Below are 22,243 nucleotides of genomic sequence, written 5' to 3' on the forward strand. Positions count from 1 at the left end.
CGCCCCGCACAACGGCGTATCGAGCCGCGCTATTCCGCACCCCGGCGCGGCAGACTGTGTGCCATGACAGCAGCGGCGCGAAACGAGCACGAGTACGACGTGGTGGTCCTGGGCGCGGGGCCGGTCGGGGAGAACGTGGTGGACCGGGTGCGCGCCGCCGGGCTCAGCACCGCCGTCGTGGAGGGCGAACTCGTCGGCGGCGAGTGCTCGTACTGGGCCTGCATGCCCAGCAAGGCGCTGCTCAGGCCCGCCATCCTCCGCTCCGAGGCGCGCAGGGTGCCCGGACTGCGCCGCCAGGCGTACGGCCCCCTCGACGCCCGAGACGTCCTCGCCCACCGCGACGCCGTGGTCGGGGACTGGAAGGACGACGGCCAGGTGGCGTGGGTGGAGTCCACCGGCGCCCGCCTCTACCGGGGCCACGGCAGGCTCGACGGACCCCGCCGGGTCGTCGTGGCGGGCCCCGAGGGCGACCGCCGGGTGCTCACCGCGCGCCACGCCGTCGCCGTGTGCACCGGCAGCCGCGCCGTCCTGCCCGAGCTGCCGGGACTGCCCGGCGCCGGGCCCTGGACGAGCCGGGAGGCGACCAGCTCGTCCCAGGTGCCCGATCGGCTCGTGGTGGTCGGCGGGGGCGTGGTCGGCGTGGAGATGGCGACCGCCTGGCAGGCGCTCGGCTCGCGCGTGACGCTGCTCGTACGGGGCGGGGGAGTGCTGCCGAGGATGGAACCGTTCGTGGGCGAGCACGTCCTGACCGCCCTCGCCGAGCGCGGCGCCGACGTCCGCACGGGCGTCACCGTCGCCGCGGTCGTACGGGACGGGCACACGGGCCCCGTCACCGTCGTCCTGGAGGGCGGCGACCGGGTCGAGGGCGACGAGGTGCTGTTCGCCACCGGGCGGCGGCCCCGGACCGAGGACGTCGGCCTGGAGACGGTCGGACTCGAACCGGGGGCGTGGCTCCCCGTCGACGACAGCCTGCGCGTGCCGGGCCACGACTGGCTGTACGCCGTGGGGGACGTCAACCACCGGGCCCTGATGACCCACCAGGGCAAGTACCAGGCGCGGATCGCGGGCGCGGCCATCGCGGCCCGGGCCGCCGGGGACGGCCTCGTGGACACCGGGGCCTGGGGCCCGCACAGCGCGACCGCCGACCACGCGGCCGTACCCCAGGTGGTGTTCACCGACCCCGAGGCGGCCTCCGTCGGCCTCACCCTGGCCGCCGCCGAGGCCGCGGGGCACCGGGTGCGCGCCGTCGACGTCGACATGGCGTCGGTCGCCGGGGCCGGTCTGTACGCCCCGGGCTACCGGGGCCGGGCACGCATGGTCGTGGACCTGGACCGCGGGACCGTCCTCGGCGCCGCGTTCGTGGGCCAGGGCGTCGGCGAACTCCTCCACGCGGCCACCATCGCCGTCACCGGCGAGGTCCCGATCGCCCGCCTCTGGCACGCCGTACCCGCCTACCCGACGCTCGGCGAGGCCTGGCTGCGCCTCCTGGAGGCGTACCGGGACGGGGCGGACACGCCGTGAGCGGCGGGGAGCGCGTCAACGACTACGACGCCTCCTGCGCCACCTGCGGCCTCCCGGTCCCGGCGGGCACCGGGCTGCTGCGGCACGGCGCCGGCGGCTGGGAGGTCCACCACCCCGAACACGCCCCGGAGCCGGGACCCCCGCCGCGCGGCGACCATCCGGGGTGGCACCGGCGACGGCTGCTGGCGCTGGACATCGGCACGACCGGCCACCGGCCGGGCGTCGACCGGATCGGCTCCGCCGCCCTGCGGGGGAGCGACGGGACGGCACACGACTGGCACCTGGACACGGACCTCCCTACGGGTACGCAGACGGGCACGGGCTCCCCCGCCCACCCCTCCGCCACCCCGCTCCCGGCGCCCCGCGCCCTCGAAGAGCTCGCCGCCCTCGTCACCGCCCACCTGGCCGCCGGGGAACTGCTCGTCGTCTGGTACGCCCCCCACGTCCTGGGCACCCTGCACGCCGAGCTCCTCCGGCACGGCCTGGCCCCGCTGGCCGAGCGGCTGCCCGCCGGAGTGGCGCCCGTGTGCGACCCGCTCGTGCTCGACCGGCACGCCGACCGCTACCGTCCCGGCGGCAGGTCGCTGCGGACGGTCGCCGCCTGGTACGACGTCCCGCACGCCGCACCGGGCGACCCGGCGTCGGACGCGGCGGCGACCCTGCTGGTGGCGCAGGCCGTGGCCGCCTGCCATCCGCCCCTGGCCCGGCTCTCCCGGCCGGCCCTGCACACGCGGCAGATCCTCTGGTACGCGGAGCAGACCCGCCGTCATCCGGACGCCCCCGACTGGCCGTTCACCCCCGTCGAGCCCCTTCCCTGGGAGCCGCCGCCGGTGGAGTGAGACCGGGCACGGCTCCCCCTAACGGCCCTCCCTCAGAAGCGTGTTGAGCCGGGCCGCCTGGCGCGTCAGATGGTCCCGCTCCGCGAGGTCGGTGGCCTTGTGGGCCGCCTCGGCGTACAGGCGCGCCGCCGTCGTCAGGTCGCCGTCGCGCTCGTGGAGGTACGCGGCCACCGCGGTGTGGCGGGGGAGCGAGGCGTCAAGGGCCGCGAGGGCCGCGAGGCCGGCGCGCGGGCCGTCGGCCTCGCCCACGGCGACCGCGCGGTTGAGCCGGACGACCGGGCTGTCGGTCAGGCGGAAGAGCTCGTCGTACCACTCGACGATCTGCGGCCAGTCGGTCTCCCCGGCGCTGGGCGCGTCGGCGTGCAGCGCCGCCACGGCCGCCTGGGCCTGGAACTCGCCCAGCCGGTCGCGGGCGAGCGCGGCCTGGAGGATCTCGACGCCCTCGGCGATCAGCGCCGTGTCCCACCGGCCGCGGTCCTGCTCGGCGAGCGGCACCAGGCTGCCGTCCTGCGCCGTCCGGGCGGCCCGCCGGGCGTGGTGCAGCAGCATCAGGGCGAGCAGCCCCGCCACCTCGGGGTGGTCGATGCGCGCCGCGAGCTGCCGGGTGAGCCGGATGGCCTCGGCGGAGAGGTCGACGTCACCGGAGTAGCCCTCGTTGAAGACGAGGTAGAGGACGCGCAGCACGGTGGCGACGTCGCCCGGCCGGTCGAGGCGCACCCCGGAGACGGTGCGCTTGGCGCGGCTGATGCGCTGCGCCATGGTCGCCTCGGGCACGAGATAGGCCTCGGCGATCTGGCGGGTGGTGAGCCCGCCGACGGCGCGCAGCGTGAGCGCGACCGCCGACGCGGGGGTGAGCGAGGGGTGGGCGCACAGGAAGTAGAGCCGCAGGGTGTCGTCCACCCCGGGCGCCGGGCCGGGCGCGGGCTCCTCCGCGACCCGGTCCTCGCGCCGGCGCCGGGCGGCGTCGGCGCGGGTCGCGTCGAGGAACTTGCGCCAGGCCACGGTGACCAGCCAGCCCTTCGGGTCCCGTGGCCCGTCGTCCGCCCCGGCCCGGAACGATTCGGCCCTGAAGGCCTCGACCAGGGCCTCCTGGACGGCGTCCTCGGCCGCCGCGAAGTCGGCTCCGCGGCGGACGAGGACGCCGATCACGCCCGGGGTGACGGCCCTGAGCAGGGACTCGTCCATGGGGGAGGTCACTCCGTGACGGTGGGCGGGGCGCTCAGGAACGGGCGTACCTCCAGCCACTCGTGGATCGGCTTCCCGCCCGCTCCGGGGGCGGCGGACAGCTCACCCGCGAGCTCGACGGCGCGCGCGTAGTCGTCGACGTCGATGATCATCCAGCCGGCGATGAGGTCCTTGGTCTCGGCGAACGGGCCGTCGGTGACCGGCGGGCGCCCCTCCCCGTCGTAGCGGACCCACGCCCCCTCGGGCGCGAGCGCCTGACCGTCCACGAACTCGCCGGTCTTCTCAAGCCGGGCCGCGAAGTCGTGCATGTACCGCATGTGCGCGGAGATCTCCTCCGGGGTCCACCGGTCCATGGGCACGTCGTTGACCGCGGCCGGGGCGCCCCGGTAGTGCTTCAGGAGCAGGTACTTGGCCATGATGTCTCTCCTCGGTGCTCGTGCGGCCCCATTCTGGCCGCATGCACCCCGGGGACGGAGCCGGACGCGGCTTCTCGACATCGGGGCGGGATTTTCTTTCGCGGGACTTCCCAGCCGTCCCGAAAACGGAATCGCACACTCGGATTTCAAGATCGTAAAGTTGACGCCATGACCGATCAGACGCCTTCGGAGTCCCCCGCCACCGCTCCCTTCCCGCCCCTCCTCACCCGGCACGCCGAGGCCGAGACCTGCGCCGACCCGAGCAGTGTCATGACCCTGCTCGCCGACTCGCACCAGACGGCCGACGGGTTCACCAGCTACCGCTCCACCTTCGCCGCGGGGGCCGTGGGCGCGCCCGCGCACTTCCACACCAAGGCGACCGAGCTGTTCTTCGTCATCAGCGGCTCCCTCCAGGTCCTGGTCGGCGAGGAGATCAGCGTCCTCGGCGCGGGCGACTTCCTCGCCGTCCCGCCGCACACCCCGCACGCCTTCGCCGCCGCGCCGGGCTGCGAGGCGGACGTCCTGTTCGTCTTCACCCCGGGCATGGGCCGCTTCGACTACCTGCGCCTGCTGGGCCGGGTCATGCGGGGCGAGGCCGACGCCAAGGAGATCGCCGCGTCGGCGGAGCGGTACGACAACCACTACGTCGACAGCCCGGTCTGGCGCGCCGCCCTGGAGGCGTCGGCCTGACCGACCGCCACCAGGACGCGGCCGGACCACCCGACCAGGTGAAGTGGGCCGAGTCCCTTACGTTCGGGGGCCCGGTCGCGGCAGGCTCGCCCCACCATGGCCTCACCATGGCCACGGTCGGGGCGCGCACACCGGGCTCCGCCCCCGCTGCGCGGACGTAAAGGTGGACGCGATGACCGGCAGACGCAGGGCGCTCGCACGGTTTCTGACGATGTGTCTCGTCCTGGGGACGGCGGGCGTCCTGGGCCCCGGCGCCGCCGGCGCGGACACCCCGCCACCCGCTCCGGCCCCCGTCGGACGCGCCCCCGCCGAGCGGACCGCCGGGTCACCCGACGCCCGGCGCGCCGCCGACCAGACCACCGTCTCCCACGACACCCTCCGTACCGGCTGGGACCAGGACGAGCCCGGACTCGCCCCCGACCAGGTGTCCAGCTCCGACTTCGGCCAGCAGTTCTCGACCGCCGTCGACGGACAGGTCTACGCCCAGCCCCTGGTCGTCGGCGACACCCTCGTCGTCGGCACCGAGAACAACAAGCTGTACGGCCTCGACGCCGCCTCCGGGACCATCCGCTGGACCCGGAACCTGGGCGCACCCTGGCCCGCCTCCGCCATCAGCTGCGGCGACCTGGTGCCGAACATCGGCGTCACCGCCACCCCCGTCTACGACCCGGCGAGCAAGGCCCTCTACCTCACCTCCAAGGTCAACGACGGGGCCGACGACCAGCACCCCAGCTGGTACGTGCACGCCGTCGACCCCGTCACCGGCGCCGAGCGAAGCGGCTGGCCCGTCAAGGTCGCCGGCGCGCCGACCAACGACCCGGGCCGCGCCTTCAACCCGCTCACCGCGGGACAGCGCCCCGGGCTGCTCCTCATGGGCGGCTCCGTCTACGCGGGCTTCGCCTCGCACTGCGACCACGGCCCGTACGTCGGCTACGTCCTCGGCGTCGACACCTCGACCCGCAAGCAGACCCTGTGGGCCACCGAGGACTCCTCCGCCAACGGCATGGCCGGCGTCTGGATGAGCGGCGGCGGACTCGTCTCCGACGGCCCCGGCCGGATCATCCTCACTACCGGCAACGGCGTCACCCCTGCCCCGGGCCCCGGCAGCATGCCGCCCGGGCAGCTGTCGGAATCCGTGGTCCGGCTCGGCGTCAACAGCGACGGCACCCTGTCCGCGCAGGACTTCTTCAGCCCGTCCAACGCCAACCAGCTCGACCTCAACGACACCGACCTCGGCTCCGGCGGCCCCGTCGCCCTCCCCGGCACCCCCTTCGGCACCAGCGCCCACCCCAGGCTCCTCGTCCAGATCGGCAAGGACGGGCGGCTCTTCCTCCTCGACCGCGACGACCTCGGAGGCCGCTCCCAGGGCCCCGGCGGCACCGACAAGGTCCTCGGCACCTTCGGACCGTACGAGGGCGTCTGGGGGCACCCCGGCGTGTACGGCGGACAGGGCGGCTACGTCTACACGGTCGGCACCCGCGGGCCGCTGCGCGCCTTCGCCTACGGCCTCACCGGCGCCGGCACGCCCGCGCTCACCAACACCGGCAGCAGCACCGAGACCTTCGGCTACACCTCCGGCTCGCCCGTGATCACCTCCACCGGCACCAACCCCGGCTCCGCGCTCGTCTGGGCCATCCACGCGGACGGCGCCAACGGCGCCAACGGCCGGCTCCGCGCGTACGACGCCGTCCCCGTGGGCGGCACGCTGAAGCTGCGCTGGTCCGCGCCGATCGGCACCGCCGCCAAGTTCACCGTGCCCGCCACCGACGGCGGCCGGATCTACGTCGGCACCCGCGACGGGCACGTCCTCGCCTTCGGCCGCCCCGCCAACACCGCCCTCACCGCCGCCCCCGTCGACTTCGGCACGGTCGCCGTCGGCTCGACCGGCGGCGCGACGGCGACGGTCACCGCCACCCGGGACGTGACCATCAGCGCCGTCACCACCCCGGCCGGAGCCGCCTTCACCGCGAGCCCCACGGGACTGCCCCGTACCCTGCACAACGGCGACACCTACTCCGTACCGGTGTCCTTCGCGCCGACCGTGCCGGGTCCCGACAGCTCGGTCCTGACCTTCGCCACCGACCTCGGCGACAGCGCGCTCGGCCTCACCGGCTACGGCACGAGACCGGGCCTCGTCGCCGCCCCCACGGCGCTGGACTTCGGCACCGTGGCCACCACCACCGCGAAGTCCCTCGGCGTCACCTTCACCAACACCGGCACCCAGCCCGAGACGGTCTCCGCGACCACCTCACCGGCCGCCCCGTTCGGCACCACCGGCCTGCCGGCCGACGGCACCGTCGTCCCGCCCCAGCAGTCCGTCTCCGTCCAGGTCTCCTACGCCCCCACCGCCGCCGGCACCGACACCGGCAGCCTCTCCGTGACCGGCCAGAACGGCACCGCGACCGTGGACCTGACGGGCACCGCCGTCACCGGACAGGCCCGGCTGACCCTCACCCCCACCTCGACCGACTTCGGCTCGGTGAAGGTCGGCCAGTCCGTCACCAAGACCTTCGACATCAGCAACACCGGCAACATCCCGCTCACCATCACCAAGGCCAAGGCGCCCGCCGCGCCCTTCCTCGTCACCAACCCGCTCAGCGAGGGCCAGGTGCTCGGCCCCGAGGACGTCGTCCACCAGGCCGTCACCTTCTCGCCGACCTCCCTCGGCACCGTCCAGGCCTCCTACGACCTCACCTCCGACGACGGACACGGCCCCCTCGCCGAGACCCTCACCGGCACCGGAGCCGCCGGCACCGGCGTCACCGTCCCCGGGCCCAACGCGGGCGGCTGGAAGCTCAACGGCAACGCCCAGATCTCCGGCGGCGACCTCCAGCTCACCCAGGCCACCGCCGGACAGCGCGGCACCGCCGTCTGGCCCGTACCCGTCCTCACCGACGGCCTCAAGGCCACCTTCACCACCGTGATCGGCGGCGGCACCGGCGCCGACGGACTCTCCTTCGCGCTCCTCGACCCCGCCAGGACCACCCCGAGCGCCCTGGGCGCCGGAGGCGGCGGACTCGGCTACTCCGGCCTGCCGGGCACGGCCGTCACCTTCGACACGTACGACAACGGCACCAACGACCCCTCGGCCAACTTCGTCGGCATCGCCACCACCGGCAGCGGCGACGCCCTCACCTACGCCTCGACCACGACCAGCGTGCCCGACCTGCGCGCGGGCGCCCACACCGTCGCCGTCTCCGTCACCGGACGCACCCTCACCGTCTCCGTCGACGGCACCCAGCGGCTGAGCACCAGCGTGGCCTCGCTGCCGCCCACCGCCTTCCTCGCCTTCACCGGAGCCACCGGCGGCCGGACCGACATCCACGCCGTCCGCAAGGTCGCCCTCACCGCCACGGCGTACGCGGTGCCGCCGCCCGGACCCAACGGCTGGACGTACAACGGCAGCGCCAAACTGTCCGGCACCACCCTCGAACTCACCCCCGTCCAGACCTCCCAGCGCGGCTCCGCGATCCAGGCGACCGCCGTGCCCTCGGCCCGGCTGAAGGCCCGGTTCACCGCCACCATCGGCGGCGGCACCGGCGCCGACGGACTCGCCCTGCTGCTGCTCGACGCGAGCCGCGCCACCCCCAAGGCGCTCGCCGTCAACAGCGGCGGCAGCCTCGGCTTCGCCGGACTCCCGGGCGTCGCCGTCACCCTCGACACCTACGACAACGGCGCCAACGACCCCTCGGCCAACTTCGTCGCGGTCGCCACCGGCGGCAGCGGCACGACCCTGACCTACGCGGCCACCGCGACCAACGTCCCCGCCCTGCGCACCGGCAGCCACACCGTCGACGCCGTCGTCACCTCCACCGGCCGCCTCCAGGTGAGCGTCGACGGCACCCGCGTGATCGACGTGGCGGTGACGCTCCCGAAGAACGTCCTCGTCGGCTTCAGCGGCAGCACCGGCGGCCTCACCGACCGGCACGCCGTCACCGGCGTGCGGATCGGCTACTGAGCCGGGGGCTGATTCCCGTACGGGGCGGCGGCGGTCCTCAGTGGCCGTCGCCGCCCGACGTCACGGCCATCCGCCGGGTGAACGACTTCCCGCCGTCCACCGACTCGTACACCCCGTCCTGCGTGGCCGCGAGGAGCCGGCGCGCGTCCACGGCCGTCAGCGCCTGCGGGGCGCCGCCGGGCAGGGTGGAGACCCGGGTCCAGCTCCCGCCCGCGTCGATGCTGCGCAGCAGGACCCCCTGGGGGTCGACCCCGAACAGGGCGTCCGGGGCGCCCCACGACACGTACGCCACGAGCTGCGGCGAGAGCGGCTTCCCGAAGCTGCGCCCGTCGTCGATGCTGCGGACCACGCCCTGCTCGGTGGTGGCGAGCACCATGCCGGGGGTGGCGGGCGCGACGGCGATGTCCAGGGCGCGCAGATCGGCGCGGTCCTCCCAGGCGACCCCGTCCCGGCTGACCCGCAGCTTTCCGTTGGTGCTGTCGTAGCCGTAGACGGTCGCGTCGGCGGCGGTGTCGAGGGCGTGGAAGTCGACCTGCCCGGCGAGCGACCTGGTGGTCCAGGAGGTGCCCTTGTCGGTGGAGGCGATCAGGCCGAGGTTCGAGGGTCCGCCCGTGCCGGGGGCCGGGTGGCCGCTGGCGAGGAAGGCGCCCTTCGGGGTCACCGTGAACCCCATGAAGTCGTCCTTCCGGTCACCGACGAGGGCGGGCCGCCCGTCGGCGCCGGGCGTGTAGACGCCCTCGTGGGTGGCGACGTACAGCTTCCCGGCGGAGGTGCCGACGCCGTGGATGTGACTGAGGGCCGTGGTGGCGTCGGAGCCGGTCTTCGAGCCGGGCGCGTCGTCGGTGCCGCAGGCGGTCAGGGCGAGGGCGAGCGCCGTGGTGAGGGCGGCGGCGAGGGCAGCGCGGTGCTTCTTCATGTGTCTGTGGTCCCAGGGGTACGGGGGAGGGGGCGGCCCCGGCGGAGACGCGCGGGGGCCGCCCGGGAAGGGCGAGGGGTGCGGCGCCGGTCCTTCGACTGCGGCGCCGCGGGGCGGTCAGAGCCGTTCGAGGATCTTCTTCAGCTGCGCGATCTCGGCCGCCTGGGTCCGGACCACGTCGTCGGCCACCTGCTTGGCCGCCGCGTCGCTGCCGTTCGTCTGCTCGGTCTTCGCCATCTCCACCGCGCCCTCGTGGTGGGCGATCATCAGCTCGGCGAACTTGCGGTCGAAGGCCTTGCCCTTCGTGGCGGAGAGGGCCTTCATGTCCGTGTCGGACATCATCCCGGCCATGCCGTGGCCGCCGCCGCCCATGCTCTCGGGCTTGCCCCAGGTCTTGAGCCAGCCCTTCATCTTCTGGATCTCCGGGTCCTGGGCCTTCTCGATCTCGCCGACCAGCTTCTTGATCTCGGCGTCCTCGGCCCGGCCGTCGGCCAGCTTCGCCATCTCCAGGGCCTGCTCGTGGTGCGGGATCATCATCTGCGCGAACATCACGTCCGCGTCGTTGAAGGCGCCGGCCGACGAAGGCGCGGCGGAGGCGGAGGTTGTGGCCTTCCCGCCGTGGTCCATGCCGCCCATGGAGTCGCCCGAGCCGGAGCCCGAGCAGGCGGCGAGCAGCAGGCCCGCGGCGGCGACGGCGCCGGTCAGGGCCAGCTTGCGGGTGGTGCGGATCGTCTTGGCACGCATATGTGTCACACCTCGTGTGCTGTCGTTCGTTCGTGGAAGGTCCGATCGCGTGTGCGGGCAGCGCGAGGCGCCCGCGGTGGCGATACGGCCTAGATCCGCAGGATCGACAGCTGGGCGAGGTCGGGTGGTCGCGGCGGTGCGTTCGGGCCCAGGAAGGGCAGCAGCCGCGCCAGGAGCGGGGCGGTCCCGTCCGCACGGCGGCCGAGGGCCGCCCTGAGGAGGGCGGCGAGCAGCCAGACCCCGAGGACGGCCACGCAGAGCGTGGTCATGTCCATCCCCGTGCCGGAGCCGTGGGTGGAGCCGTGGGTGGCCGCGTACGCGGTCGTCCCGGGGGAGGAGCCCTCGTGATGGGGCGGGGTGGCCGGCGGCGGGGGCGAGCCGTGCGGGAGGGGCTCCGCCGACATGGCGGTCACGGAGGCGGCGGCTGTTCCGGAGGCGGCGGCCATGTCGGAGGCGACGGCCGTCGTGTCCATCCCGCTCGTCCCGCTCGTCCCGCTCATCCCGTCGGCCCCCGAGGAGCCCTCCGGGTGGCCGACCGAGTGCATCACGAAGACGCCGAGCGCGAGCACGACGACGAGCAGCAGGTGCGCCAGGGCACCTCCCGCTCGTGTGGCGCTGCGTCCCGCCCGTCCCACGTGCACGTCGTCGACCTCCTGCCCCTGACGATACCGAACGCGGCGGGGATACCCCGCACGGGTACCAGGACGATTCTCCTCACACAGCCCCCGTGGCGTATGTACGCCAAGCCGGTGACACGGCCGGGCCCACCGCCCGACCCTGATCACGCGGCGTCCCGGCATCCCGCTCGTGCGTCGTGAACACGCCGGGAGGCACGTCCATGTCGATCGTCGTCACCTTCGCCGGAAGGGCCCCGCTCCCCACCGCGGGGTCCTGGTACCAGATCTGGTCGTACCGGGTGCAGCCGTCGAGCCCCGCCGACCTCCGCCCCGGGCAGCGGATCGCCCTCGCCCTCCCGGCCGACGTGGACCTTCGGGATCCGGCGCTCTTCCCCGGGGTGCCGGCCCTCGAAGGGGCCTTCATCGAGGCGGACCCCGGCTCCGGCCGCCAGTACGCGGGCCGGTCGGTGACGGGGACGGGCGCGCTCACGCTCTCCTTCGTCGCGCCGCCGACCGAGTCCGACCGGGACCTGCTCCTGGTCACCCGCAGCCCCGGCCAGCCGTGGACCGTGACGCCCTTCGCCACCGCCTCCGGCGGCCCCACGGGCCCGGTGCGGGTGCTCACGGCGCCCGTGCCGGGGCCGGTGCGCGTCGGACGGCCCGTCGGGGAGTTCGCCGGCACCCTCCCGTACGCCAGTGAGCTCTTCGGCGTCTACCAGCCGCTGCCCGGCTGGCTGGGCTACTCCGGCGCGGGCCGCCTCGCCGCCCTGCGCGGACCGCGCCCCGGGCCCGAGGCCTTCGCGGGGCCCGCCGCCCGCGCCCTGGAGAGCCCCGAGCTGGCCGCGCTCGCCCGTTTCGTGGGCCAGGACCCGCCGACCGAGGGCATCCTGTCGCCCGTCGGCCTGGTCAACCTCTTCCGGCAGTACTTCTTCGAGTTCGACACCTTCCTCGGCGCGCCCGCCGGGCACCTCTGGCTCAGCCCCGGCGGCATGGTGGAGCTCGTCGAGACCACCACCCGCCGGACCCTCGTCGAGCGGACCGCGAGCCAGTCGGAGGAGACCACCCGGAAGTCCGAGGAGACCCTGACCGACCAGAGCGACGTGGCCGACGCCGTCAAGGAGTCCAACGCCAACGACACCTCGCTCGGGGCGACCGTCTCCGCCGGCGGCTCCTTCGCCGGCGTCTACCACGCCGACGCCAGCGCCAGCTTCGCCACCAAGTCCACCACCGGGAAGTCCTCCGAGCTCACCCACAAGCACACCAGGACGCAGAGCTCCAAGGTCAGCAGCGAGATCCGGCGCAACTTCACCACCACCTTCAAGACGGTGACCGAGACCACCGACACCTCCAGCCGCCGCTACGTCGTGCAGAACACCACCGACCGGCTCGCCAACTACGAGCTGCGCCGCAAGATGCGCAAGGTGGGCGTCCAGGTCCAGCACATCGGCACCCGGATGAGCTGGCAGGTGTTCGTGAACGCGCCCGGCCGCCTCCTCGGCCTCGGCGAGCTCGTCGACGTCGTCCCCGCCCCCGACCTGACCTCGCTGCGCAAGCCCGAGCCGCCCGAGCCGCTCACCCCGATCCTCACCACCTTCACGGGCACGTTCCCCATCCAGGAGCACCCCGACAGCACCAACGCCCCGCACAACGACGCCGACTGGCGCCGCCAGGACGGCTTCGACCGCATGTGGCGGGGCGAGGAGGACGAGTACATCGTCGCCGACTTCGACTACGGCGCCATCCCGCCCGCGCCCGGCTACACCCTCAGCACCAACCCCGACTTCGTGCAGTTCGTCTCCGCGAAGAACGGCCACGGCACCGACGCCAAGTTCCTCGTGAAGTACGTCATCCAGCGCCCCGACACCGGCCGCTTCCAGGTCCGCGCCGACAACGTGCACTTCGGCGGCACCTCCACCATCACCTTCACCCTCCAACTGCGCTGGGAGCCGCCCGCGGTGAATCCGGCCGACGTGGCCTACCAGGCGGCCATGGTCCAGTACGGCAAGGACGTCGCCGCCCTCCAGCGCAAGGCGTACGCCGCCGCCGTACGGGACCGCACCACCCTGCTCAGCAAGGTCAGGCCGCGCCCCGCCGAGGACCTGCGCAAGGAGGAACGGCACTCGGTCTTCGCCCATCTCCTGGAACAGCTCCGCCTGTTCGACCCCAGGGACGCGCATCTGGAGGCCGAGCTCATCCGGCAGATCTTCGACGTCGACGAGATGCTCTACTTCGTCTCGCCCGAGTTCTGGCGCCCCGGCGACCTCTCCGCCCCCGCAGGACCCGACTCCCTCGGCCGCTACCCGGTGCCGCCCGCCCGCTGGGACGGCGTCGAGGGCGACCCGCTGGCGGGGGAGACGGTGCCGACCGCCTACGCCCGCACCAGCTCCCACAACGCACCGGACGCCAAGGCCCCCGAGCCGGCCCAGGAGTGGCGGGTCGACTACCTGCTCACCGCCGACTCGCAGCCCGCCCCCATGGGCAGTTCGCTCGGCTGGCTCGTCCAGACGGACGGCGACGAGCGGCGCAACGAGTTCCTCAACTCCGCCTGGGTGAAGGCCGTCCTGCCGATCCGGCCCGGACACGAGCTGGAGGCGCTCGGCTGGCTGACCAAGGCGGGCGTCGAGGGCGAGGCCGCGCTGGGCCGTCCGTACGCCTGGCAGGAGGGCGATCCCGACGAGTACCGCGACCAGACCATCGGCCGAGTGCTCGAACTCCTCGCCGCCGAACTGGCCGCGTCCAACACCAGCGTCCCGCACACGCTGGCCGGGGAGCAGGTCTTCGAGACCGGCTTCGACCCGCTCGCGGGCGGCTTCCGGCCCGCCCTGCCGTACCAGGTCTTCGACCAGTGGGTGGAGGTCCTGCCCACCGACCAGGTCGTCGCCGTCGAGGTCACGTACGACCCCAAGACCGGACAGCAGCTGTAGGCGGGCCCGGCCCATGCCCACCACCCGCTATGTGCACGCCACCAAGGGCGTACGGTCCGGCCGCTTCGACAGCGAGGCGAAACCGGCCAGGACCGTCGCCGACGCGCTGCGCGCCGCCGCCCCCGGCGACACCGTCGTCATCCTCGACAACGCGGTCTACCGCGAACCCGAGCTCGTCCTCGACCGGCCCGTCACCCTCACCAGCGACCACCTCCTCAAGCACCCCACGGCCGACCCCGCCGCCCCCGGCTTCGACCCGCGCGTACTGCCCGCCCTGCACGGCGGGGACCGGCACCGGGTGCTGCGGATCGGGCCGCCCACCCCCGCCGGGCGGCGCGGCTTCGGCCCCGTCACCGTCCGCGGGCTGCGCGTCAACGGCGGCCACGCCACGCACACCCCGAGCGACCCGGGGCTCGGCGCGGGCGGCGGCATCGCGGTGATCGACGCCGACGACGTCCTCGTCGAGCGGTGCGCCATCACCGGCAACCGCACCGAGACCGCCCCCTTCCGGGCCTGGCCGGAGAGCGACCGCACGGCGCTGCGGAGCGCCGTGCTCGACCTCATCGGCGACGTCCTGCCGGCCGGGGCGGTGGGCTCGGTCAACCGGACGATCGACGCGGTCAACAGGATGCTGGCGCTGATCGGCGGCATCCCCGCGCTGCCCCGGATCGACCGGCCCGCGCTCCTCGCCGAGGCGTCGAAGCGCTTCGACGCCCTCGTGCCGCCCGGCACGGTCGCCATGTGGCTCGCCGGCCAGTCCTTCGGCGGCGGCGTCGCCACCGTCTGGGCGAGCCCCACCCTGCGCCACTGTCTGATCCGGGGCAACACGGCGGAGGGCCGGGGCGGTGGCCTCGCCGTCGTCGGCTACGGCTGGCCCACCCTGGAGGGCTGCTGGATCGACCACAACTCCTCCGGCCGCCGGGGCAGGCTCGACGGCGGCGGCATCGGCTGCGAGGTGTCGGTGCCAGGACGGCTCACCCGCGACCTCAGCGAGCTCGACCTGATCAGATTCCTCGCCGACCGGGCCACCGCCGCCCGCACCGCGGTGCTCAGCCCCGGCAGCATCGTCGGCCTCACCCCCAGCGAGCTCTACCACTACCTCCGCTGGCTCCTGAACCCCTTCGAACCGAACCCCGTCCTCGCCAAGACCCCGCGCATCCTCGCCGAGCTGATCGGCGGCCGGGTCGACGAGGCCGTCCAGCTCGCCTTCTACGCCATCGCCGCCTCCGCGCTGCGCCTGGACCGCTGGTCGGCCTGGCAGGAGCAGGAGATCACCGACGCGCGGCGCAAGGCGGTGACGGTGCGGGAGTGCCGTATCACGGGGAACGCGGCGGCCGACGATGGCGGCGGTCTCTACGCCTCCGTCCTCTCCCCGGTACGGCTCGTGGCCACCGAGGTCAGCGGCAACCGGGCGGGCAGCATGGGCGGCGGGGTACGGATCACGATGGGCTCGGCGGGCGCCTTCGAGCAGTGCGTGATCAAGGACAACGTCTCGCGGGGCCTTGAACCGGCGCCCCGGCCGGGCGAGCCGCGCCGCGCCAAGCCGGGCGGCGGCGGCATCTCCGCGCGCAACGCCGACCTCACCCTCACCGGCACCCGGGTCACCGGCAACACGACCTCGGACCGGCCGGGCGGCGGCATCGTCCACTACGCCGACACCGAGGGGAACATGGGCGGGGTCCCGGACATGTGGACCGCGATCCTCCGGGAAGTCTTCGGCGTCACGCAGGTGACCGTCCGGACCGACGCGGCCAGCGAGATCACGGGCAACGGCTGCGGATACGACGAACACCGCGTCCCGCTGGCCAAGCCGCGCTTCGCCAAGGGCGGCGGGATCTTCGTCCTCCAGGCCACGTTCCCGGACGCGCCGAGGGTCGACGTGACGCTGGCCTCGGTCCGCAGGATGGTCCACGGCAACACGGCCCTCACCCGCGGCTACCCGTCGGCGGTGCAGCCGGGCACGGTGATCGCCACGGCGAACGAGACCTGCGTCCAGGACCTCCTGAACCACCGGGAATGGACGGAGGCCAACGACGCCCCTCTCCTCAAGGGCGCCGCCGACCTCCGTTTCAAGGCGTGAGCGCGACGGGCGCGCGGCCGGTCACTCCGGCAGCTCACCCGCCATGGCCGCGGCCATCCGCAGATGCGGGGCGGCGTCCGCGGCCCTGCCCTGCCGCTCCAGCGTGCGGCCGAGCATCAGCCGGGCGTAGTGCTCCACCGGGTCGCGCTCCAGGACGGTCCGCAGCTCCTCCTCGGCGCGGGAGAGCTGGGCCGAGTGGTAGTAGGCACGGGCGAGCAGCAGACGCTGAGCCGTCTGGTCGGGGTGCTCGGCGACCAGACCGCGCAGGATGCGTACGGCCGTCCCGTACTCCTTGGCCTCGAAGAACAACTGCGCGCGGTCCCACCGCTCGCCGGCCGTCCCGTACTCGTAGTACGTCTCCTCGCTCACTGCTCCGTCCCTCTCTCCTGTGCTGGGAAATCCTTGTACCCCTGCAACACCGGCACCTGGTTGAACATTCCACCAATATTGCGGCGCGGGTCCACGCCGTACCGGGGCCCTACGGACCCCCGACAGGAATAGGTTGAGCGCCATGAGCAATCTTGATCGCCAGGCCGCCCTCCAGGTCTGCGGCGGACGCGGCTTCGTCGTCGCCGAACCGGTACGGGAACTCCTCAGCCCCCGCCACGTCCAGCTCGGCGAATCGACCCAGGTGCGCCGTCTGCTCCCCAACCTCGGCCGGCGCATGGTCGGCGCCTGGGCCTTCGTCGACCACTACGGCCCCGACGACATCGCCGACGAACCCGGCATGCAGGTCCCGCCCCACCCGCACATGGGCCTGCAGACCGTCAGCTGGCTGCACGAGGGCGAGGTGCTGCACCGCGACTCCACCGGCAGCCTCCAGGCCATCGGGCCGCGCGAACTGGGCCTGATGACCTCCGGCCGGGCGATCTCCCACTCCGAGGAGAGCCCCCGCCGCCACGCCCGCTACCTGCACGGCGCCCAGCTGTGGGTCGCCCTCCCCGACGCCCACCGCCACGTCGAGCCCCACTTCCAGCACCACGCCGAGCTCCCGCACGTCACCGCGCCCGGCCTCACGGCCACGGTGATCCTCGGCGAACTCGCCGGAGCGGTCTCCCCGGGCACGGCGTACACCCCGATCACCGGCGCCGACCTCGCCCTCACGGCGGGCGCCGAGGTCCGCCTCCCCCTGGAGCCGGACTTCGAGTACGCGGTCCTCGCCATGTCCGGCGAGGCCCACGTCGACGGCGTCCCCGTCCTCCCCGGCTCCATGCTCTACCTCGGCTGCGGCCGCAGCGAACTCCCCCTCCGCGCCACCTCCGACGCGGGCCTGATGCTCCTGGGCGGCGAGCCGTTCGAGGAGGAGATCGTGATGTGGTGGAACTTCGTCGGCCGCACGGACGAGGAGATCCGCGAAGCCCGCGAGGCCTGGACGAACACCGGCCGCTTCGGCGAGGTCAAGGGCTACGACGGCGACCGCCTGGAGGCACCGGAGGTCCCGGCCGCGACGCTGAAGGCGCGGGGCCGCGTGCGCTGACCTGGGGTATCCGGTCCCCCCGGACGAGCGACGGTCACCGCGCGCATGGCAGCTCCGCGGTGATGGTGGTGGGCCCGCCGGCGGGGCTGCTGACGTGGAAGGCCCCGTCGAGGGAGCCGACCCGCTTGGCCAGCCCGGTCAGCCCGGTGCCGGCGGTGGCGTCGGCACCGCCCAGCCCGTCGTCGGTGACGCGTACGCGCAGCACCTCGCCGACCTGGCGGACCACCACCTCCGCACGCGTCGCGTCGGCGTGCTTCGTCGCGTTGGTCAGCGCCTCGGAGATCACGAAGTACGCGACCGACTCCACGTGGGGCGCCACCCGCTCCTCCAGATCGACCCGCAGCCGCACCGGCAGGGGCGTGCGGGCGGCCAGCCCGGACAACGCCGCGTCCAGCCCCCGGTCTTCGAGCACGGCCGGGTGCAGCCCCCGCACCAGGTCATTGAGTTCGACGATCGCCTCCTTCGCCTCCAGGTGCGCTCTCGCGATCACCTCGCGGGCATCCATCGGCTGGTCCGGACGGCCGGCCAGGGCCAGGCCCAGGTTGACCGCGAGAGACACCAGCCGCTGCTGGGTGCCGTCGTGCAGGTCCCGCTCGATCCGGCGGCGCTCCGCGTCGACGGCCTCGATCAGGTCGGTCCGGCTCACGGCCAGCTGATCGACCCGCTCCTGGAGCCGCTGCGCCCGGCTGGGCCCGAGCAGGCCCAAGGCCAGCCGCGTCTCGGCCCGGGCCACGGCCCGCGCGGCCCAGGGCAGGGCGCACAGGAGCAGGAGGCCGGCCGCTGTGTAAACCGGCAGCTGGCTCACGTAACCGAACCATTCCTGGCGGATCCCTGTCGGCAGCGCCCACGCCCAGGCGTAGGCGACGACGCCCGCCAGGCCCGCCACTGCCACCGCGAGCACCAGCAGCTCCAGCAGCGCGAACAGCGGGCCCAGCAAGAGGTGGTAGCCGATCGTGCGCCAAGGCCGCGTCGCCGCGAGCCACCGCGCGGTCGAGGCCCACGTCCTCCGTTCCGGCGCGGTGGGGGCGAGCCGGGGGACGTCCACCCCCATGAGCACCCGGTAGCGACCCCGCTGAACCGCCGTCAGCACCGGGGCGCCGAGCAGGACCAGAGCGGCCGACACGGAACCCGTGACGAGCCAGTCCCCCGTCCTGGCGGCAGTCGCCGCCGCCCACCCCCACACGGGCACCAGCGCCAGATGCGGCAGCACACCAGCGGCAAGAAAGCCGGTGTCCCGCCGCGCCCGGAGGACCGCGCGTCTCAGCCCAGCTGGAATCGTCATGGCACGACGCTAGGGCACCGCGGGAGGACGGTGCCATGACACCCGTACCCGATCTCATGGTGGAGCTGGCACCAGCAAGATCTACAGCTGGAGCACTAGGGTTGTCAGTCCGGATCCGACCGTGAAACAGGGGGCAAGGGTGGGGCGAAGGGTACGACGGGCCGCGGGGACGCTGACCTTCACGGATCTGCTCCGGCATCCGAGTCACCTCGCCGGGCACCTCGCGGGGGACGTTCGGCGCCGTGCCGAGGCGGACGTCGTGGCGTTGAACGCCGGGGAGGCCCGCGAGGTCTCCGCGTTCGTCCGTGACGGGCACCGCTTCCGGCAGGGCTCGCTGATCCTGGATCCCGCCGCCTCGCCGCCGGTGGTGTGGCGGCCGTTCCGGCTGCTCGGCAGAGCCGCTGAGGAGATCGCCCTGGCCGCCCCCTTTCACGTACACGGGGCGGGTCCGGTCGTCGGACCGGGTCATGCGGCGGTCGACAAGGACATGTTCCGTCTGCTGTCCCTGCAAGCCGCCGATCGCTACTGGGAGCTGGCCGTCCCCGCCGCGGACGTCGCTCTGGTCCGTGCCGCGCTGCGCGAGGGTGGCAGCGGAGGCTAGTCAGGGCGGGGAGCGCGTACCCGCGTACCCTCGTCCCGTGTCGTCCTCCGATCTTCACCGCGTCGCCGTTCTCGTGCTCGATGGTGCGAAGCCTCTGGATGTCGGGATTCCCGCGCAGGTGTTCAGTACGCGGGCGAGCATGCCGTACGAGGTGCGGGTGTGTGGGGCGGTGCCCGGGCTTGTGACCGGGGGAGATGGGCTTGCCTATCACGTTGCCCATGGGCTTGAGGCGGTCGAGTGGGCCGACATCGTCTTTGTGCCGGGGTATCGCTTTCCGGACCGGGACGATCCGCCGCGGGGCGTGCTCGACGCGTTGGTCGGGGCCCATGGGCGGGGGGCTCGACTCGCCGCCATTTCCACCGGGGCCTTCGCGCTGGCCGCGACCGGGCTGCTCGACGGCCGGCGGGCCACCACGCACTGGCACTACACCCGGGCGCTCAAGGCCCGGCACCCGCTGGTGCAGGTCGACGAGAACGTGCTGTTCGTCGACGAGGGGAGCGTGCTCACCTCGGCCGGGGCCGCGTCCGGGATCGACCTGTGCCTGCACATCCTGCGGGGCGACCTCGGCGTGGCCGCGTCCAATCACGCGGCCCGGCGGCTGGTCGCCGCGCCCTACCGCAGCGGCGGCCAGGCCCAGTACGTGCCCCGCAGCGTCCCCGAGCCGCTCGGCGAGCGGTTCGCCACCACCCGCGAGTGGGCGCTGCACCGGCTCGGTGAACACCTCAGCCTCGACACCCTGGCCCGGCAGGCCGGGGTCTCGGCGCGTACGTTCTCGCGGCGTTTTGTGGAGGAGACCGGCTACACGCCCATGCAGTGGGTGCTGCGGGCCCGCGTCGACCTGGCCCGGGAGCTCCTGGAGCGCTCGCAGCGCAGTGTCGAGCAGATCGCCGAGGACGTCGGTCTCGGGACCGGTGCCAACCTCCGCCTGCACTTCCAGCACATCCTCGGGACCTCGCCGACCGAGTACCGGCGCACCTTCACCCAGGGCGAGTGAGTCCCTGGCGAGATCCTTGCGGACCGTGGCTGTCGCGCCACTGTCCCGCGCCGCGCCCACTTGCGAGCCTGGTGGCCAAGAGGGACAAGAGGGAAGGGACACCACTCGTGACTCGCATCGCCATCAACGGATTCGGCCGCATCGGACGCAACGTGCTGCGCGCCCTGCTCGAACGGGACAGCGCCTTCGAGGTCGTCGCCGTCAACGACCTGACGGAGCCGACCACGCTCGCCCGGCTGCTCGCCTACGACAGCACCGCCGGCCGGCTCGGCCGCCCGGTGACCGTCGACGGCGACGTCCTCGTCGTCGACGGGCGCCGGATCAAGGTGCTCGCCGAGCGCGAGCCCGCGAACCTGCCGTGGGCCGAGCTCGGCGTCGAGATCGTCCTGGAGGCCACCGGCCGCTTCACCTCCGCCAAGGCGGCCCGCGCCCACCTCGACGCGGGCGCGAAGAAGGTGCTCGTCAGCGCGCCCTCCGACGGCGCCGACGTCACCCTCGCGTACGGCGTCAACAACGACGCGTACGACCCGGACGTGCACACCATCGTCTCGAACGCCTCCTGCACCACCAACGCCCTCGCGCCGCTCGCCGCGGTCCTCGACCGGCTCGCCGGCATCGAGCACGGCTTCATGACGACGGTGCACGCCTACACGCAGGAGCAGAACCTCCAGGACGGCCCGCACCGCGACGCCCGGCGCGCCCGCGCCGCCGGGGTCAACATCGTGCCGACCACGACCGGCGCCGCCAAGGCGATCGGCCTGGTCCTGCCGAACCTCGACGGCAAGCTGTCCGGCGACTCCATCCGCGTACCGGTGCCGGTGGGCTCCATCGTCGAGCTCAACACGACCGTCGCCCGCGACGTGACCCGCGACGAGGTGCTTGAGGCGTACCGTACCGTCGCCGCGGGGCCCCTCGCCGGAGTCCTGGAGTACTCCGAGGACCCGCTCGTCTCCTCCGACATCACGGGCAACCCCGCCTCGTCCATCTTCGACTCCGAGCTCACCCGCGTCGACGGCCGGCACGTCAAGGTGGTCGCCTGGTACGACAACGAGTGGGGCTTCTCGAACCGCGTGATCGACACCCTGGAGCTCCTCGCCGGCCGCTGAGCGCAAGGACACCCGGAGGGCGCTCCGGCCGGCCGCACGGGCCGACCGGAGCGCCCCGCCGCGTCCTCTATGCTTCAAGGCGGCCGCGAGGCGATGGCTCGTTCCTCCGGCCGGGGGACCACACGACACCGATCACGCAGATTCCTGTGGGTGGGCCGGCCCGCGGCGTGAACGGAAGCCCCAGGGAGAAGCGAGGAATGTCAGTGATCTGCGTCGGAGGCATGATCGGCATCGGCAAGACGAGCGTCGCCGAGCTGCTCGCCAAGGAGCTGGGCAGCGACGTCTTCTACGAGAGCGTCGACGACAACCCGATCCTGCCGCTCTTCTACACGGCGAGCCCCGAGGAGATCCAGGCGCGGCGCTACCCCTTCCTGCTCCAGCTCTACTTCCTGCGCACGCGGTTCGCCTCCATCAAGGAGGCGTACAAGCAGGGCGACAACGTCCTCGACCGGTCGATCTACGAGGACTGGTACTTCGCCAAGGTCAATCACGACCTGGGCCGCATCAGCTCTCTTGAGATGCAGGTGTACGAGGGGCTGCTGGACGAGATGATGCGCGAGATCGAGGGCCTGCCCTACCGCAAGGCGCCCGACCTCATGGTCTACCTCAAGGCGGACTTCGAGACGGTGCTCAAGCGCATCGGGCTGCGCGGCCGTGACTTCGAGCAGGACGAGGCCCTGGTCGAGTACTACCGGACGCTCTGGTCCGGCTACGACGACTGGGTCAACCAGCACTACTCGGCCAGCGAGGTCCTCGTCATCGACATGAACAACACCGACGTGGTGCACGACGCCGACGACGCGGCCCGCGTGGTGCGGGAGGTCAGGGAGGCCCTGGCCGCCGCCAAGGACCGCGCCTGACCCGACCGGCTACGCGCCGATGGCCCGCGCCCC

18 protein-coding genes are annotated in these 22,243 nt (G+C 73.6%); 11 read left to right on the plus strand and 7 right to left on the minus strand.

Annotated elements, in window-relative coordinates; translation table 11 throughout:
* Positions 1–63: 63 nt before the first annotated feature.
* Positions 64–1,521 (plus strand): dihydrolipoyl dehydrogenase family protein, encoded by a 1,458-nt coding sequence (locus ABTZ54_RS00655; protein ID WP_351654947.1) that lies wholly within the window; start codon positions 64–66, stop codon positions 1,519–1,521.
* Positions 1,518–2,360: a 3'-5' exonuclease family protein gene (locus tag ABTZ54_RS00660; RefSeq protein WP_351654950.1), complete on the plus strand. Its 843-nt coding sequence runs from the start codon at positions 1,518–1,520 to the stop codon at positions 2,358–2,360. The genes ABTZ54_RS00655 and ABTZ54_RS00660 overlap by 4 nt, the downstream gene beginning before the upstream one ends.
* An 18-nt stretch (positions 2,361–2,378) precedes the next feature.
* On the opposite strand, the gene ABTZ54_RS00665 is transcribed toward ABTZ54_RS00660, so the two are convergent.
* On the minus strand, positions 2,379–3,545 hold the full coding sequence (locus ABTZ54_RS00665; protein WP_351656372.1) for an RNA polymerase sigma factor: 1,167 nt from the start codon (positions 3,543–3,545) through the stop codon (positions 2,379–2,381).
* An 8-nt stretch (positions 3,546–3,553) separates the two neighbouring features.
* Positions 3,554–3,961, minus strand: coding sequence for a YciI family protein (locus ABTZ54_RS00670; RefSeq protein WP_351654953.1), 408 nt, complete (start codon positions 3,959–3,961; stop codon positions 3,554–3,556).
* Between the two features lie 168 nt (positions 3,962–4,129).
* On the opposite strand from ABTZ54_RS00670, the gene ABTZ54_RS00675 reads away from it, so the two are divergent.
* A complete protein-coding gene (locus tag ABTZ54_RS00675; protein WP_351654955.1) occupies positions 4,130–4,651 on the plus strand; it encodes a cupin domain-containing protein in 522 nt (173 codons plus the stop codon).
* 172 nt (positions 4,652–4,823) lie between these two features.
* Positions 4,824–8,609 (plus strand): choice-of-anchor D domain-containing protein, encoded by a 3,786-nt coding sequence (locus tag ABTZ54_RS00680; protein WP_351654958.1) that lies wholly within the window; start codon positions 4,824–4,826, stop codon positions 8,607–8,609.
* Positions 8,610–8,646: 37 nt separating this feature from the next.
* Here ABTZ54_RS00680 and ABTZ54_RS00685 read toward each other — a convergent pair whose 3' ends face one another.
* From ABTZ54_RS00685 to ABTZ54_RS00695, 3 genes are all read right to left on the minus strand, one after another.
* Complete coding sequence (locus tag ABTZ54_RS00685; protein WP_351654961.1) at positions 8,647–9,525, minus strand: F510_1955 family glycosylhydrolase; 879 nt, start codon at positions 9,523–9,525, stop codon at positions 8,647–8,649.
* A 117-nt stretch (positions 9,526–9,642) separates the two neighbouring features.
* A complete protein-coding gene (locus ABTZ54_RS00690) occupies positions 9,643–10,269 on the minus strand; it encodes a DUF305 domain-containing protein (protein ID WP_351654965.1) in 627 nt (208 codons plus the stop codon).
* A gap of 89 nt (positions 10,270–10,358) precedes the next feature.
* A complete protein-coding gene (locus tag ABTZ54_RS00695) occupies positions 10,359–10,910 on the minus strand; it encodes a hypothetical protein (RefSeq protein ID WP_351654968.1) in 552 nt (183 codons plus the stop codon).
* A gap of 197 nt (positions 10,911–11,107) precedes the next feature.
* Between ABTZ54_RS00695 and ABTZ54_RS00700 the strand changes: the two genes are divergently transcribed.
* Complete coding sequence (locus ABTZ54_RS00700; RefSeq protein ID WP_351654971.1) at positions 11,108–13,810, plus strand: hypothetical protein; 2,703 nt, start codon at positions 11,108–11,110, stop codon at positions 13,808–13,810.
* A gap of 13 nt (positions 13,811–13,823) precedes the next feature.
* Positions 13,824–15,890 (plus strand): right-handed parallel beta-helix repeat-containing protein, encoded by a 2,067-nt coding sequence (locus tag ABTZ54_RS00705; protein ID WP_351654974.1) that lies wholly within the window; start codon positions 13,824–13,826, stop codon positions 15,888–15,890.
* A gap of 21 nt (positions 15,891–15,911) precedes the next feature.
* On the opposite strand, the gene ABTZ54_RS00710 is transcribed toward ABTZ54_RS00705, so the two are convergent.
* Complete coding sequence (locus ABTZ54_RS00710) at positions 15,912–16,259, minus strand: tetratricopeptide repeat protein (RefSeq protein WP_351654977.1); 348 nt, start codon at positions 16,257–16,259, stop codon at positions 15,912–15,914.
* Positions 16,260–16,401: 142 nt separating this feature from the next.
* Here ABTZ54_RS00710 and ABTZ54_RS00715 point away from each other — a divergent pair, with 142 nt between their 5' ends.
* Entirely contained in the window at positions 16,402–17,367 is a 966-nt protein-coding gene (locus ABTZ54_RS00715; RefSeq protein WP_351654981.1) for a pirin family protein, read from the plus strand.
* A 34-nt stretch (positions 17,368–17,401) separates the two neighbouring features.
* On the opposite strand, the gene ABTZ54_RS00720 is transcribed toward ABTZ54_RS00715, so the two are convergent.
* Entirely contained in the window at positions 17,402–18,649 is a 1,248-nt protein-coding gene (locus tag ABTZ54_RS00720; RefSeq protein ID WP_351654987.1) for a sensor histidine kinase, read from the minus strand.
* 259 nt (positions 18,650–18,908) lie between these two features.
* Between ABTZ54_RS00720 and ABTZ54_RS00725 the strand changes: the two genes are divergently transcribed.
* The 4 genes from ABTZ54_RS00725 (at position 18,909) to ABTZ54_RS00740 (ending at position 22,210) form a co-directional block, all read left to right on the plus strand.
* Positions 18,909–19,250 (plus strand): hypothetical protein, encoded by a 342-nt coding sequence (locus tag ABTZ54_RS00725; RefSeq protein WP_351654990.1) that lies wholly within the window; start codon positions 18,909–18,911, stop codon positions 19,248–19,250.
* Positions 19,251–19,287: 37 nt separating this feature from the next.
* The gene (locus tag ABTZ54_RS00730) at positions 19,288–20,244 is read left to right on the plus strand and encodes a GlxA family transcriptional regulator (protein WP_351654995.1); all 957 of its coding nucleotides are present in this window, start codon (positions 19,288–19,290) and stop codon (positions 20,242–20,244) included.
* A 107-nt stretch (positions 20,245–20,351) separates the two neighbouring features.
* A complete protein-coding gene (gene gap, locus ABTZ54_RS00735) occupies positions 20,352–21,350 on the plus strand; it encodes a type I glyceraldehyde-3-phosphate dehydrogenase (RefSeq protein ID WP_351655001.1) in 999 nt (332 codons plus the stop codon).
* 197 nt (positions 21,351–21,547) lie between these two features.
* Positions 21,548–22,210 carry a deoxynucleoside kinase gene (locus ABTZ54_RS00740; RefSeq protein WP_351655007.1) on the plus strand — a complete coding sequence of 221 codons (663 nt, stop codon included), beginning with the start codon at positions 21,548–21,550 and terminating at the stop codon, positions 22,208–22,210.
* The last annotated feature ends 33 nt before the right edge of the window (positions 22,211–22,243 follow it).

Source organism: Streptomyces sp. NPDC094032, from assembly GCF_040303965.1.
In the GTDB taxonomy this organism is placed as follows: Bacteria; Actinomycetota; Actinomycetes; order Streptomycetales; family Streptomycetaceae; genus Streptomyces.

What these genes read in the sequence shown, in the direction of transcription:
- ABTZ54_RS00690 (WP_351654965.1), bottom strand. Translation starts at nt 10,269, where the DNA reads ATGCGTGCCAAGACGATCCGCACCACCCGCAAGCTGGCCCTGACCGGC.
- ABTZ54_RS00740 (WP_351655007.1), top strand. Translation starts at nt 21,548, where the DNA reads ATGTCAGTGATCTGCGTCGGAGGCATGATCGGCATCGGCAAGACGAGC.
- ABTZ54_RS00655 (WP_351654947.1), top strand. Translation starts at nt 64, where the DNA reads ATGACAGCAGCGGCGCGAAACGAGCACGAGTACGACGTGGTGGTCCTG.
- ABTZ54_RS00715 (WP_351654981.1), top strand. Translation starts at nt 16,402, where the DNA reads ATGAGCAATCTTGATCGCCAGGCCGCCCTCCAGGTCTGCGGCGGACGC.
- ABTZ54_RS00700 (WP_351654971.1), top strand. Translation starts at nt 11,108, where the DNA reads ATGTCGATCGTCGTCACCTTCGCCGGAAGGGCCCCGCTCCCCACCGCG.
- ABTZ54_RS00705 (WP_351654974.1), top strand. Translation starts at nt 13,824, where the DNA reads ATGCCCACCACCCGCTATGTGCACGCCACCAAGGGCGTACGGTCCGGC.
- ABTZ54_RS00685 (WP_351654961.1), bottom strand. Translation starts at nt 9,525, where the DNA reads ATGAAGAAGCACCGCGCTGCCCTCGCCGCCGCCCTCACCACGGCGCTC.
- ABTZ54_RS00720 (WP_351654987.1), bottom strand. Translation starts at nt 18,649, where the DNA reads ATGACGATTCCAGCTGGGCTGAGACGCGCGGTCCTCCGGGCGCGGCGG.
- ABTZ54_RS00675 (WP_351654955.1), top strand. Translation starts at nt 4,130, where the DNA reads ATGACCGATCAGACGCCTTCGGAGTCCCCCGCCACCGCTCCCTTCCCG.
- ABTZ54_RS00670 (WP_351654953.1), bottom strand. Translation starts at nt 3,961, where the DNA reads ATGGCCAAGTACCTGCTCCTGAAGCACTACCGGGGCGCCCCGGCCGCG.
- ABTZ54_RS00665 (WP_351656372.1), bottom strand. Translation starts at nt 3,545, where the DNA reads ATGGACGAGTCCCTGCTCAGGGCCGTCACCCCGGGCGTGATCGGCGTC.
- ABTZ54_RS00680 (WP_351654958.1), top strand. Translation starts at nt 4,824, where the DNA reads ATGACCGGCAGACGCAGGGCGCTCGCACGGTTTCTGACGATGTGTCTC.